A 13,010-nucleotide genomic window follows, 5' to 3' on the forward strand; every position below is an offset into this window, starting at 1 on the left:
CGATACAGGAACCGCGCCCATGTCGCAGAACAGCCCCGCCCCCTATCCCGGCCGACGCCATATCCTCGCCGCCGCCCTCGCCGCCCTGGTCGGCGTCGCCACCCGGCCGGCGCGCGCCGCCGCCTCGCACCGGCTGCGCATCAGCGCCCAGGAATCCTCGATCCTGTTCCAGATCGCCCGCGCACGAAACCTGCTCGACCAGCCGCTGGCAGCCGCGGGCTACACGACCGAATGGAGCATCCTGGGCCATTCCCCCGCCCAGATGGGCCAGGTCGATTTCCTCAGCGACGTCGCGGAAGCCGTACCGGTCTCCATCCATCCCTTCTTCCCCGACCTGGCCCTCTATGCGGCAGAAGGCCCCAGCCCCCATGCGCTGGGCCTGCTGACGCGCAAGGACAGGAACATCACCTCCGTCGGCGCCCTGCGCGGCCGCTCCGTCGCCGTGGCCAAATCGGGCAGCTCGATCGATCTCCTTCTTCTCTCCCTGCAACAGGCGGGGATGACCCTGTCCGACATCCATCCGGTCTACCTGCCCGAGGCCGGAAGCCTCCAGGCCTTCCGCAACGGATCGATCGATGCGTGGGCCACGTTCGATCCCTTCTTCACCTTCGGCCGCGCCTTCCCCGAGGCCACGGTGCTGCGCGACGGCGTGGCGGCCGGCATGCAGTACAACCGCTACTACATGGCCGACCGCACCTATGTCCGCGACAATCCCGCAACCGTCGACATCATCCGCAAGGCCCTGACCAAGGCCGCGTCCTGGCTCAACGCCAACAAGGATGAAGGGGCCCGGATCCTCTCGGCCCACTGGCAGAACATGCCGCTCGACATCGTCGCCGAGGTCCTCCGGCATCGCACCTTCTCCCTGCGACCGGCCGACGCCACCGACATCTCGGCGCTCGAAGCCATCGCCGCGACCTATGCCGGCGCCGGCCTCATCGCCCCGGGCAACGACATGAAGACCCTCACGCTCATCAAGTAACGACCATTCCGCATATACGGACACGCAACATGACAAAAAAGCAGCTCAAGCTCGGCATCGTTGCCACCGGCGTCGGCGGCCCCGGCACATACAACCGCTGGCTGGACCCGGAAATCCCGGCCGATGCCAGCGTCAACATCGACTGGTATATCGACGTCGCAAAACAGGCCGAGGACGCGAAGTTCGACTGGATCTTCATCGTCGACAGCCAGTTCATCACCCCCCATTCGCCCCCCCACTATCTCAGCCGGCTGGAACCCCTGACGCTGCTCTCGGCCCTCGCCGTCGTCACGAAGCATATCGGCCTCGCCGGCACGCTCAGCACCTCCTACAACGACCCGTTCAGCATCGCCCGCCGCCTCGCATCGCTGGACCTCATCAGTCGCGGCCGGGCAGGCTGGAACGTGGTCACGACCGGCGACGCCGGAACCGCCGGAAATTTCAGCCTCGAGGAACATTACGATTACGCCACCCGCCACGCCCGCGCGGCCGAGAGCATCGACGTCGTGCGCGGCCTGTGGCGCTCCTACGAGGAAGGCGCGCTGCCGAGGGACCGCGAACGAAAGCAGTTCCTCGAACCGTCAAAGCTGCGCACACTCAATCACAAGGGCGAATATTTCAGCGTCGTCGGCCCGCTCAACATCGAACGCTCGCCGCAGGGCGAGCCGATCATCTTCCAGGCAGGCGATTCCGAGCCCGGGCGCGACCTGGGCGCACGCTATGCCGACGTCATCTTCACCCACGCCACGACGCTGGAAAAGACAAGGGATTTCCGCGCCGACCTGCGCACCCGCGCCCGCAAGGCCGGCCGCAACCCCGATTCCCTGCTTGTGGCCCCCGGCATCAAGTTCATCATCGGCGATACCGACGAACATGCGGCCGAAATCGCCCGCCATTACGACGAACAGGATCATAGTTTCGAGCAGGCGCTGGGCGAATTCGGCCGCCTGTTCGGCTGGCACGATTTCACCCGCTACGACCCCGACCTGCCCTTCCCCGCCGACGTCCTGAAACATGCCGAGCGCAGCTGGTACACCAGCGCCAGGAGGATCGTGGAACATGCCGAGGCCAACGGCCTCACGCTGCGCCAGGTCATCGAATCGACGCGCGAGAAAAGCCAGGCGGCCGGCGTCGGCAAGGGCACCTCGCCCTTCGTCGGCTCGGCCCTGACCGTGGCGAACGCCATCACCGAATGGTTCGAAAACGGCGCGTTCGACGCGGTGAACATCTATCTGGAACATCCCTCCCAGTTCCGGCGCCTGGTCCGCGACGTCCTCCCCATCCTGCGCGAACGCGGCGTGATCCGCAGCCACTATGCCGGCACGACCCTGCGGGAAAACCTGGGACTGCAAGACATCGTTTGAAACCACGCCCTGCCCGGGCCAGACTGTCGCCCCACGACAGCCCCGCCCGGCAGGGTCGCAGGGCAAGTGTGCAAACGGTTCCCGAGGCCCCGATGACCGGAATCCGGTACAACGCAGCCCATTGGGGCGTCTACGAGGTCGATCCGGAACAACCGGGGTCGCCCCTGTCACCGTGGCGGAACGACCCGTCCCCCACCCCGATCGGCCTCGACCAGCGCAGCGCCGGGGTCATGAACCTGCGCGTGACGAAGCCCGCCATCCGGGCCTCCTGGCGCGCCGCCGGCCACCGTGCCACCGGCGCCGGCCGGGGCGCAGAGGGTTTCGTCGAAATCGGGTGGGACGAAGCCACCGACCTGATCGCCGCCGAACTGGAGCGCGTACGCACCGCGCACGGCAACCAGGCCATTTTCGGCGGCTCCTATGGCTGGGCCAGCGCCGGCCGTTTCCACCACGCCCAGAGCCAGTTGCACCGCTTTCTCAACCTCGCGGGCGGCTATACGCGCAGCGTCGACAGCTACAGCCTGGGCGCGGGCCGCGCCCTGATGCCCGAAATCGTCGCCTCGATGGACGATCTCAGCGCCGGGGCCACATCGTGGGACGTCATCGCCCACAACACGCAACTGTTCGTCACCTTCGGCGGCATCCCCGAAAAGAACGCCCAGGTCTCCCCCGGCGGCGCCGGCCGGCATCGCGTGCGGGGCGCGCTGCGCCAGGCCGCCGCCGCCGGGGTCCGGTTCGTCAATCTCTCCCCGGTCCGCGATAACCTGGACGACACGCTCGCGGCCGAATGGGTTTCCATCCGCCCCAACACCGACACCGCGCTCATGCTCGCGCTGGTCCACGAGATCGACCGCGCGGGCCTGGCCGACCACGCCTTTCTCGACCGTTACTGCGTCGGCTCGGACTATTTCCTGACATACGTGCGCGGCGGCATCGACGGCCAGCCGAAGACCCCCGCCTGGGCCGCGTCCATCACCCAGGTCCCCGAACGGCGCATCGTCGACCTGGCGCACGAAATCGCCACGCATCGCACGATGCTCAATTGCGCATGGAGCCTCCAGCGCGCCAGCCATGGCGAACAGCCTTTCTGGGCCATCGTGGCGCTGGCCGCCATGGTGGGGCAGATCGGCCTGCCCGGCGGCGGCTTCGCGGTGGGCTACGGCCCCATGAACGCCATCGGCAGCGCGGCCCCATGGCTGAAGGGGCCGACACTCGACCAGGGCAGGAACCCGGTCACCGCCTTCATCCCCGTGGCCCGCATCGCGGACATGCTGCTCAACCCCGGCGCGGCGTTCACCTACAAGGGGCAAGGCCACACCTATCCCGATATCAGGCTGGTCTGGTGGGCGGGCGGAAACCCGTTTCACCACCATCAGGATCTCAACCGCCTGCGGCAGGCCTTCCGCAGGCCCGAGACGATCATCGTCCAGGAACAATACTGGACACCGATGGCAAGATTCGCAGACATCGTCCTGCCGGCAACCACCAGCCTCGAACGCAACGATATCGGTTTCGCAACGCGCGAGGGTCTCTATGTCGCCATGCGCCGCATGGCCGACCCGCCCGGCGAAGCGCTGGACGATCACGCAATCCTGGCCCGGATCGCTGACCGGCTGGGTTTCGGCCGCGCATTCACCGAAGGGCTGGACGAAACGGGCTGGCTCCGGCGCCTGTACGGGCAAAGTCGCAGCAAGGCCGCCGAATCCGGCATCCCCCTGCCCGATTTCGACGATTTCTGGGACCAGGGACTGATCGACCTTTCCGAATTTTCTTCATCACAGATCGCCTTTTCCGATTTCCGCGCCGATCCGCTATCCCATCCGCTCTCCACCCCCAGCGGCCGCATCGAAATCACCTCGCAGCGCATCCTGTCCTACGCCCTGCCCGATTGTCCGGGCCATCCGGCATGGATGGCCCCCGACGAATGGCTGGGCGCCGACCTGTCACATGCCTTTCCCTTCCACCTGATTTCCGATCAGCCTGCCCGGCGGCTGCACAGCCAGCTCGACCATGCCGAGCTCAGTCGCGCAGGCAAGATCGCCGGTCGCGAACCCGTCCATATCCACCCGGCAGACGCCACGGCGCGCGGCATCGCGGACGGCGACATCGTCGAGCTCTTCAACGACCGGGGCCGATGCCTGGCCGGCGCCGTCCTGTCGGCGCACATCATGCCCGGCGTCCTGCGTCTCTCGACGGGCGCCTGGGCCGATGGCGACGGCCCCCTCGACCGTCACGGCAACCCCAATGTCCTGACCCGCGATCGCGGCGCCTCCGGCTTTTCCCAGGGCTGCGCGGCCCTCAGCTGCCTCGTCGGCATCCGCCGCGCCGACCATGTCCCGCCCGTCCGCGCCTTCGACCCGCCGACCTTCATCGCCTGACGCGCTCAATATCCCCGCACGGGGTCCACGACATCCAGCAGCGGCTCGCCGGCCAGAAACCGGGCGATATTCTCCTCGATCCGCCGGGTCCCCGCCGCCGCCACCTCCGGCCCCGACCACGAGACATGCGGCGTCAGCCGGACGCGCGGATGCCGATAGAACGGGTGCCCGTCCGGCAGCGGCTCCTGGCTCGTCACATCCAGCGTCGCCGCCCCGATCCGTCCCGCATCCAGCGCGGCCAGCAGGGCGGCCTCATCCACCAGCCCGCCGCGCGCGACATTGACCAGATGCAGCCCCGGCTTCGCCCCGGCCAGCAAGGGCCCGTCCACGATGTTGCGGGTACGCGCCGTCAGCGGCAGGGCCAGCACCAGATGGTCGGCCCGGGCCGCCAGTTCGCCCAGGCTGGCAGCGGGCTCGACCAGCGCCGTCTCCTCCGCCGTCCACGGCCGGCTGCGCCATGCCAGCACGCGCATGCCAAAGGCACGAGCCCGCGCGGCCACCGCGTGGCCGATGGCCCCGTACCCCGCCAGGCCCACGGTCCTGCCCTCCAGCGACCCCAGCGTCACCCCCCTCTGGAGAGGGCCCGCCTGCGCCCGCCACTCGGCCGCCGAAGCCGGCCGAAGGGCATCGAAACGCTTCTCGTGCAACAGCAGCGCCGCCAGCACATATTCGGCAATCGGCACGGCCGCGTTCCCCCGCCCGCAGGTCACGACCCGATCCCGCAGCAACCAGTCGGGAAACGCATCGACCCCCGCCGAGACGATCTGCACCCAACGCGGCCCCCGCCCCCAGCCCGGCGGCGGGTCGGCGGGCGCGTTCTTCCAGGCGGCAAACGGGCCCGTCACCAGGATATCCGCCCCCGCCACATCCCAGGGCGCCGGCGCATCATGCGCCGCTTCGCTCAGCGCGATCCGGTCCGAAAATCGCGCGAACGCGGCGGTCCCGCGCGGCCCGGCCTGGTTGACGGCGCGCAGCAACCGCGTGTCCACGCACTCCACAGCCATCGCCCCATCCTTTCCCGTTGCGCCGCCTCTTCGCTTAACGCCCGGGAAAAGAGCACGACAATCCAGAAATACTGATGCAGCACTTTGATAAAGCGAATGGACTCGCGTCACGACCAGCCGCCGCCGCGACCGGTCCAGCGCCCCTTCCGATCCGGCAAAGGCCTGCCGCGCGAAGCGGCAGGCCCTCTCCGGCCCGGGCTCAGTAGGGGCCCGGTCCCATGGGTCCGGCCCCGTAGGAGCTGGCGATCACGCTGGAAATGATGCCCGTCGCCAGCGCCGTCAGCAGAAACTGGTTTCCATACTGGACCCAGTAATATCCCGGCGGCGGCGCATACAGGCCGCGATAGCGCCGCCAATCCTGCACCGCCCACATGCCCGAACGCGGGCCGTCATAACGGTCCCCGCGCCGCCAGATCCGGCCGCCGCCATTCTGCGGCCCCCCGCGATCATAGCCGTGCCCGCCACCGGGACCGCCGCCCGGGCCACCCCGGCCGCGATTATCGCCACGGTTGTCCGGCCCGCCACGCCCGTCATGGGCACCGGGCCCGCCCGGTCTGTCGGGCCCCCGCTGGTCGGCATAGGCGCCCGAGGTGCCCAAGGCCAGGCAGCTCACGACCAGACCGGCAATCAGTTTTGTTTTCACCCGAATCTCCTTTTACAGGTCCCGGAGCATGTTGCCGACTTGTGGCGAAATCCAGACACAATCCCCCGTCCCAAGTTACAAAATGTTCGGAAAAAAGGCGCGACAATGAATGACCGACAGCCTTCTTGCAGCCGCTTCCGAAGCGGCCCTTGTCCCGGCGCCCCGTCGTTCATAGCTCAACAGGTACAACCCGCGGTCAGCCAACGGAGACGCATATGAAAATCGGCATTATCGGCGCCGGCCATATCGGCGGCACCCTGACCCGGCGCCTGACGGGGCTGGGCCATACCGTCCTGGTGGCCAATTCCCGAAGCCCCGAGACCTTGGCCGACCTCGCGGCAGAAACCGGGGCCACGGCCGTCACGCCGCACGAGGCGGTGAAGGATGTCGACCTGATCGTGCTGACAATCCCGGAGAAGAACGTCCCCCATTTGCCCCACGGCCTGTTCGCGGACGTGCCGCCCGCATTGCCGGTCGTCGATACCGGCAATTACTATCCCCAGCAGCGGGACGGCCGGATCGCGGCGATCGAGGACGGAACGCCGGAAAGCCGCTGGGTCGGGCAGACGATCGGCCACCCGGTCATCAAGGCCTTCAACACTATCTACTCCCTCCACCTGCTGGAAAACGGCAAGCCACAGGGAACGCACGGCCGCATCGCCCTGCCCGTCGCGGGCGACGACCCCACGGCCAAGGCCATCGTGCTGGACCTGGTGAACGATCTCGGCTTCGACCCGGTCGATGCCGGCAGGCTGGACGAATCCTGGCGCCAGCAGCCCGGCACGCCGGTCTACGCCGCCGACCTGGACATTGCCGGCGTGAAAAAAGCCCTGGCCGAGGCCCGGCCCGAACGCACCGCCCAATGGAAGGCCGCATGACGCTGACACCCGAGCCGATCCGCCTGACCGGGACGATCGCCAGCTACCATGCCCATGTCTATTTCGAAGGCCCGGACCAGCGCGCGGCCGCCGAACGCCTGCGCACCGCCATCGCCGAGCGCTTCGTCGTGCGCCTCGGCCGCTGGCACGAGGCACCGGTGGGGCCGCATACGCTGCCCATGTATCAGGTCGCCTTCGAGACCACCCTGTTCGCGACGCTGGTACCCTGGCTGATGCTCAATCATCAGGACCTGAGCATCCTGATCCACCCGAACACCCGCTTCCCCCGCCGCGACCACCTGCGCGACGGTGCATGGCTCGGCCCCCGCCGCGCATTGCTGGTCGAACGCCTGCCGGAGGACGCACCGGAGGCCGACGGAGCCGGGGTTGCGAATACCCAACCGGCCCGGCCCCTGCCGGTCTGAGAACCATCCTGCCGACGGAAGCCGGACTCCCCTACCCGGCCAGTTCCTCGAGAAGCGCTTCGGCATGAAGCAGCAACCGGTCCGCATCCCCGGTGGTGAACACCAGGGGCGGACGGATCTTGAGGATATTGGCGTGCACACCCGTCGCGGAAATCAGGACATGCCGGTCCCTCAGGCCATTGACGATCCGCGCCGCCAACGCGCCGTCCGGCTCCCGACTCACCGGGTCCGTCACCATCTCCACCCCGACATACAGGCCAACACCGCGAATATCGCCGATGACCGGAAAGCGCCCCTGCAATCGCGCAAAACCGGCACGGATATAATCGCCGACCCGGTCCGCGTTCTCCGGCAGCTTTTCCTCCCGCAGGATGTCGAGCGTGGCCTGCGCGGCCGCGATCGCTACCGCATTACCGCCGAACGTATTGAAATAGCGTATATCCCGCCCAAAGCCGGCAACGATGTCCGAACGGACGACCAGCGCCGCGACGGGGAAGCCGTTGCCCATCGGCTTGCCCATCGTCACCATGTCGGGGTCGACGCCATGGCGGCGATATCCCCAGAAGGCGCGACCGGTGCGCCCGAATCCGGCCTGCACCTCATCGGCGATAAAGACCCCGCCACGCCTGCGGACAAGGTCCGCCACAGGCGCGAGCAGATCGGCCGGCGCGTCGTAAATCCCGTCCGATGAGAAGATGGAATCGCAGATAAACGCGGCCAGCCCGTTGCCATGCCGCTCCAGATCATCGATCTGCCGTTCCACCTGTTCGAGAAACCACGGAACCATCGTGTCGCGCGGAATCCGATAGGAATCGGGCGTGGGAACCTGCCTCACCCACTGGCCCAGCGGCGAACGACGCCCCAGCGAAGGCGAGAGTCCCGCCGTGAGGAACGAATTCCCGTGATACGCCTCGGAGGTGATAATGACCCCGTTCCTGCCGGTCCGATGCTGCGCGATACGCAGCGCCAGATCATTGGCCTCCGACCCGGTACAGGTGAACATGATATGGCCGTCAGCGGCCAGTTGGCCGCCGAAGCCGGGCAGAATCGCCTCGGCATAGCGCAGGATGGGCTCCTGCACGTAGCGCGTATGCGTACACAGCCGCGCGGCCTGCGCCGCAATCGCCTCCACGACCCGCGGATGTGCATGCCCCACCCCGACGACATTGTTGTAGGCGTCGAGATATTCCTCGCCATTCTGGTCATACAGAAACACGCCGCTGCCGCGTTCGATACGCAACGGATTTTCATAGAATAGCCGATAGGCCGGGCCGAGCAACCGCATCCGCCGCGCGATCATGTCGCCCGTCTCGCCATCGCGTTCCGCCACCCGGCTGGGATCGAAGGCATTGACCATCGTCGCGTGCTGCCTCGCGGACGTCATGTTCACCCCCCAGAACGACGAAAGTCGCCTTGCGGTGGCTTTCTCGTATCCGACTGATTTTCAACGAAAATCTGGAGCGGGCGATAGGATTCGAACCCACGACCCCAACCTTGGAAAAATTGGCGGAACCCTACGCCGGGGTTCGCCTGACTCCCATATTTTACTATAAAACAATATGTTATGCGAAACCTCCCGCTCTGTAGTGCGCCCGGATTTGCTCCGGTTTTCAACCATCCGCTTACAAAATGCTTACATTCCGTCGCTGACCTCGACAACGTAAGCAGGAAGCGCGGTGACGGGGAAGCGCCATGGCGAAATTGACAAAACGGGCTGTCGACGCCCTGAAGGCTCCAAAGAAAGGGCAAGCGTTCCTTTGGGACAGCGGGTTGCGAGGATTCGGTGTCAGAATCATTCCCTCTGGCCTGAAGACCTTCATCTTGCAATATCGCAATGCCGACGATCGCAGCCGACGCATTGGGCTCGGTCGATTCGGAGCCATCACCGTCGAAGAAGCCCGCGATCTTGCGAAGATCAAGCTGGGCCTGCTCGCTCACGGAAAAGACCCGGCAGAGGAGGTCGAGGCGCGCAAGCAAATCACGATCGCCGCCCTTTGCGATTGGTATCTACAAGAAGCCACGGTCGGGCGGATCACCGGTCGCCGACATCGACCGATCAAAGCATCGACGCTCGCGATGGACAAGAGCCGAATCGAGACACACATCAAACCACTCCTTGGCAAGCGGCTAGTACACTCGGTTAAAGTGGTCGATATAGAGGGAATGCAGGCCGACATCGTGGCCGGAAAAACGGCCCAACCCCGCAGCACCAAGCGAGGCGGCGCCACGACCGGCGGGCCAGGTGTCGCCTCCCGAGCACTTTCCACTCTCCAAAGTATTCTCGGTCACGCTGCGCGCCTTGATAAGATCGCCGCTCACCCCTGTCAGGGCGCACGCAGGCTTGCGGGGAATAAGAAGCAGCGGAGGCTGAGCATTGCTGAGATCGAGAAGCTCGGCAGCGCCATGGCTTACGCGCAGCATGGTGGGGAAAGCCCGATTGCGCTGGCAATCGTACGCTTCCTGCTGCTGACCGGCTTCCGAATTTCCGAAGCGCAAGGGATGCGGCGCGCATGGGTTCGTCCCGAGGGCGGCCATATCGATTTCGCCGACACCAAGAGCGGCGCCCAGATTCGAGCCATCGGACCGGCCGCAATGCAGGTTCTTCAGAACCAGCCAATCCGCAAGGAGTCTCCATATGTCTTTCCGTCCGATATCAGTGAAGGACATTATACAGCGGCGAAAGCCTGCCTTGAGAGACTCTGCGCTTCGGTGGGCATCGAAGGTGTCACACCACATACGCTACGGCACACCTTCGGCAGCGTCGCGGGTGATCTTGGTTTCTCCGAACTGACGATCAGGGCGCTTCTCGGCCATGCCGCGCAGAGTGTAACCCAAGGTTATGTGCATATCGACGAAGCCTTGAAGCTCGCCGTCAGCCGCACCTACGACAAGATCGCGTTTCTGCTGAATGAAAAGGACAAGGCGGGCCGGGCTGAAGGGGCTGGCAGCGTGACGGTATCGGCGGGATACAAAGACCACTTGCTGCCAAAATGCCTCGTCAACCTATTGCAGTTATTGCAGTTGTACCTTCCAGATAGCCCGCCTGCATGGTCGCGCTGTACGCGGAGAACGCTATCGGGCTGGCGTTCCTCATGGCCATTGGAAAACCACGACTTGCATCGCCGGCTTGCGCCTCACGGGTATGACTGCACCCTTCGTGCATGAAGGGCGCCACCAGTCGGGCCATCGTTTCGGGCGAGGCCCGGGCGCTGGAAGCGAAGACCGAGATCACCGGCAGGCTGACATCGGGCAGGTCGGAGACCGGCGGCAACATGGCCGTGACGGGCCGGCGCACAAAAAGAGCGACCAGCTTCACTCCGAAATCAGCCCGGGCCCATCACGCGGGCCTTATTCAGCAAGACGCTCGGGATGACGGCTTTCCAGCCCGGCGAAGGACTGTCACCGTTTCAGGCGCACTGTTCGCCGGACGGCAGGAGCGTGATGGCGGCGCTGCGGATCGTCAGTCCCCGCTCCATCGAGAGCTGGCGCAAGAAGGCCGCGACCTCGGGCAAGTCACAACGGGTTTTGCGGCCCGTCCCCGCTTCCAGGAACATCACCAGCGGCGGCTCGTCGTCTGCCATGCCCCGCGTGTCCGATGCGATACTGTAGCGCCACACCCGGTCGAGACCACCTTTGCGGACCAGGACGCCGCGATCGGTCATGATGTTGAGATTGCGTTGAAGCGAACCGCAACTGGGCGCGTTGCCGCCGGTCATTTCAGTTATCGTCTTCCAGATCTCGATCGCCGACGCCTCGTCCCCCGCGCGCAGAAGGCCATGCAGCAGGACGTCACGCAGATCCGTCATCTTGATCCCCGCCTGGGCACAACGGGCACGCAGGCCGTGGACTGCCTGGCGATCCGCACGATAGCGGGCGGGAATGGCGTGAAGCGTCGGCGGAGACCGGCGGCGTTCGGACAGGACATTCATGGCAACTCTCCTCGGACGGCATGACCGGCAACCGATGTCAGGTCCGGTCCTTGTTGAGGTAAAACTCGACGGGCACGGTGAGGGTAACGGGGTCGCCCTTTACGTCATCGGGGGGGGACGGAAGGGGATCGGCGCGTTTCGGTAGCGCCACAGCTTCCTGGTCCAGCAGTTCGTGGCCGGAACTGCTTTCCAGCCGCACCGACAGCACATGACCTTTGCGGTCCATGGAGAAGGTGACAGTGGGCACGCCTTCCTGATGGTCTTCCTGCGCCTCCGCCGGATACCGTTTGAACTGCTCCAGCCGCGCCAGCAGCGCGCCCTGCCAGGTCACGGGATCATGCGAGGCATGGGTAGAGGACGCACCCGGCGCCGGGGCCGCCTGCGTGGGTGCCGGAGGGACATCGGAGGATGGCGGGGCCGTGGTTTCGGTCGCCGGCGGCAGCTTGTCCGGCGCCTTCACCTTCTGGTTCGGGACGGGCTTGACCTTCTTCTTCAGCAATTTAGGCTTTTCGGGTTTGGGCACCGGAACTGGGGGATTGGGCGCGGGCGACGGCGGGGCCGTCAGCTTGGGCGGCGGATCGGGCTGCGGGATCACCTGCGAGAGCGTTTGCTGTGGGCCGATAGCGGCATCGGTCGGCGGTGTCGGAGTGGAGATCGGCTCGGGCGCCAGATCGACCGCAATCGCGGCCGGGGGGGATTCCGGCGTGGGCATGACCGGCGGCGGCAAGCGCATGATCCACCAGACCGCGCCGGCAGTCACCGCGAGAACCGTCAGAAACGAGAGCCCCCAGCGGATCGCGTCCTCGCGCTGTGTCCGGTTCAATTGTGCCTTCTGCCAGTCGGCAAAGGAAAACGGAGCCCCGGCCATCGCTTCGTCTCCCGTCTCCGCAATGTCCGCCATGCCATTCATGGCGTGGCGCCCGGCGCGGGGGACGCTGCGAGAGAACCTGCGGCGGGAACAGACGACATGCCGGCCTCACTGCCCTCTTCCTGACCCTGTAGATTGACCAGCGCCACTTTGAGGTATCCGGCGGAGCGAAGCTTATCCATCACGCCCATCAGCGTGCCGTAATCGACACTCTTGTCGGCGCGCAGAAAGATCCGCTCGTCCTTGTTGTCCTTGGTCGCGGTGGCCAGTGCCGACGGCAGGGCGTCGGCGGTGATATCGTCCTCACCCAGAGCCAGGTTATGATCGGCCTTGACGGTCAGGAACACCGGATCGTCCGGCCGTGGCGCCGGTTTTTCGGTCGAGGACGGCAGGTCCACCGGCACGTTCACCGTGGTCAGCGGGGCGGTGACCATGAAGATCACCAGCAGGACCAGCATCACGTCGATAAACGGCGTGACATTGATCTCGCTCGCCTCATGCGGGCTTTCATCGGCGTGGCGGATGCGGATCATTGATGC

General features: G+C 66.0%; 11 protein-coding genes and 2 pseudogenes. 7 read left to right on the forward strand and 6 right to left on the reverse strand.

All coding sequences use genetic code 11. The features are described 5' to 3' along the window. The first annotated feature begins 19 nt into the window (after positions 1-19). The 3 genes from HLH27_RS12460 to HLH27_RS12470 all read left to right on the forward strand — a co-directional run bounded on the left by HLH27_RS12460 (position 20) and on the right by HLH27_RS12470 (position 4,724). The gene (locus HLH27_RS12460; protein ID WP_182950362.1) at positions 20-982 is read left to right on the forward strand and encodes an ABC transporter substrate-binding protein; all 963 of its coding nucleotides are present in this window, start codon (positions 20-22) and stop codon (positions 980-982) included. 29 nt (positions 983-1,011) lie between these two features. Next, a complete protein-coding gene (locus HLH27_RS12465; protein WP_182950363.1) occupies positions 1,012-2,346 on the forward strand; it encodes an NtaA/DmoA family FMN-dependent monooxygenase in 1,335 nt (444 codons plus the stop codon). 92 nt (positions 2,347-2,438) lie between these two features. Beyond that, positions 2,439-4,724 (forward strand): molybdopterin-dependent oxidoreductase, encoded by a 2,286-nt coding sequence (locus tag HLH27_RS12470; RefSeq protein ID WP_182950364.1) that lies wholly within the window; start codon positions 2,439-2,441, stop codon positions 4,722-4,724. 5 nt (positions 4,725-4,729) lie between these two features. Here the strand turns inward: HLH27_RS12470 and HLH27_RS12475 are convergent, their stop codons facing one another. Beyond that, positions 4,730-5,728 (reverse strand): NAD(P)-dependent oxidoreductase, encoded by a 999-nt coding sequence (locus HLH27_RS12475; RefSeq protein ID WP_182950365.1) that lies wholly within the window; start codon positions 5,726-5,728, stop codon positions 4,730-4,732. Positions 5,729-5,927: 199 nt separating this feature from the next. Next, positions 5,928-6,371, reverse strand: coding sequence for an RcnB family protein (locus HLH27_RS12480; RefSeq protein WP_182950366.1), 444 nt, complete (start codon positions 6,369-6,371; stop codon positions 5,928-5,930). A gap of 215 nt (positions 6,372-6,586) precedes the next feature. On the opposite strand from HLH27_RS12480, the gene HLH27_RS12485 reads away from it, so the two are divergent. Together HLH27_RS12485 and HLH27_RS12490 are read left to right on the forward strand one after the other, a co-directional pair. Beyond that, positions 6,587-7,249 (forward strand): NADPH-dependent F420 reductase, encoded by a 663-nt coding sequence (locus HLH27_RS12485; RefSeq protein ID WP_182950367.1) that lies wholly within the window; start codon positions 6,587-6,589, stop codon positions 7,247-7,249. Next, positions 7,246-7,674 (forward strand): DOPA 4,5-dioxygenase family protein, encoded by a 429-nt coding sequence (locus HLH27_RS12490; RefSeq protein ID WP_182950368.1) that lies wholly within the window; start codon positions 7,246-7,248, stop codon positions 7,672-7,674. The genes HLH27_RS12485 and HLH27_RS12490 overlap by 4 nt, the downstream gene beginning before the upstream one ends. A 31-nt stretch (positions 7,675-7,705) precedes the next feature. Here HLH27_RS12490 and HLH27_RS12495 read toward each other — a convergent pair whose 3' ends face one another. After that, complete coding sequence (locus HLH27_RS12495; protein ID WP_182950369.1) at positions 7,706-9,058, reverse strand: aspartate aminotransferase family protein; 1,353 nt, start codon at positions 9,056-9,058, stop codon at positions 7,706-7,708. A gap of 308 nt (positions 9,059-9,366) precedes the next feature. Between HLH27_RS12495 and HLH27_RS12500 the strand changes: the two are divergent. Together HLH27_RS12500 and HLH27_RS17085 are read left to right on the forward strand one after the other, a co-directional pair. Then, positions 9,367-10,518: pseudogene (locus tag HLH27_RS12500) on the forward strand (tyrosine-type recombinase/integrase); the annotation flags it as partial. A 190-nt stretch (positions 10,519-10,708) separates the two neighbouring features. Further along, positions 10,709-10,843 (forward strand): annotated as a pseudogene (locus HLH27_RS17085) (IS630 family transposase); the annotation flags it as partial. A 238-nt stretch (positions 10,844-11,081) separates the two neighbouring features. Here HLH27_RS17085 and HLH27_RS12510 read toward each other — a convergent pair. Genes HLH27_RS12510 through exbD form a run of 3 tightly spaced genes read right to left on the reverse strand, consistent with a single transcriptional unit; the run spans position 11,082 to position 13,004 of the window. Beyond that, entirely contained in the window at positions 11,082-11,603 is a 522-nt protein-coding gene (locus tag HLH27_RS12510; RefSeq protein ID WP_182950370.1) for a Fur family transcriptional regulator, read from the reverse strand. A 37-nt stretch (positions 11,604-11,640) separates the two neighbouring features. Next, a complete protein-coding gene (locus HLH27_RS12515; RefSeq protein ID WP_182950371.1) occupies positions 11,641-12,513 on the reverse strand; it encodes an energy transducer TonB in 873 nt (290 codons plus the stop codon). Next, complete coding sequence (exbD, locus tag HLH27_RS12520) at positions 12,510-13,004, reverse strand: TonB system transport protein ExbD (RefSeq protein ID WP_182950372.1); 495 nt, start codon at positions 13,002-13,004, stop codon at positions 12,510-12,512. The genes HLH27_RS12515 and exbD overlap by 4 nt, the downstream gene beginning before the upstream one ends. Between the last annotated feature and the right edge of the window lie 6 nt (positions 13,005-13,010).

The organism is Gluconacetobacter takamatsuzukensis (assembly GCF_014174275.1).
Classification (GTDB): Bacteria; Pseudomonadota; Alphaproteobacteria; order Acetobacterales; family Acetobacteraceae; genus Gluconacetobacter; species Gluconacetobacter takamatsuzukensis.

Excerpts from the sequence above, each read along its gene's own strand:
- HLH27_RS12515 (WP_182950371.1), bottom strand. The coding sequence starts at position 12,513 with ATGAATGGCATGGCGGACATTGCGGAGACGGGAGACGAAGCGATGGCC.
- HLH27_RS12460 (WP_182950362.1), top strand. The coding sequence starts at position 20 with ATGTCGCAGAACAGCCCCGCCCCCTATCCCGGCCGACGCCATATCCTC.
- HLH27_RS12495 (WP_182950369.1), bottom strand. The coding sequence starts at position 9,058 with ATGACGTCCGCGAGGCAGCACGCGACGATGGTCAATGCCTTCGATCCC.
- HLH27_RS12510 (WP_182950370.1), bottom strand. The coding sequence starts at position 11,603 with ATGAATGTCCTGTCCGAACGCCGCCGGTCTCCGCCGACGCTTCACGCC.
- exbD (WP_182950372.1), bottom strand. The coding sequence starts at position 13,004 with ATGATCCGCATCCGCCACGCCGATGAAAGCCCGCATGAGGCGAGCGAG.
- HLH27_RS12490 (WP_182950368.1), top strand. The coding sequence starts at position 7,246 with ATGACGCTGACACCCGAGCCGATCCGCCTGACCGGGACGATCGCCAGC.
- HLH27_RS12470 (WP_182950364.1), top strand. The coding sequence starts at position 2,439 with ATGACCGGAATCCGGTACAACGCAGCCCATTGGGGCGTCTACGAGGTC.
- HLH27_RS12465 (WP_182950363.1), top strand. The coding sequence starts at position 1,012 with ATGACAAAAAAGCAGCTCAAGCTCGGCATCGTTGCCACCGGCGTCGGC.
- HLH27_RS12485 (WP_182950367.1), top strand. The coding sequence starts at position 6,587 with ATGAAAATCGGCATTATCGGCGCCGGCCATATCGGCGGCACCCTGACC.
- HLH27_RS12475 (WP_182950365.1), bottom strand. The coding sequence starts at position 5,728 with ATGGCTGTGGAGTGCGTGGACACGCGGTTGCTGCGCGCCGTCAACCAG.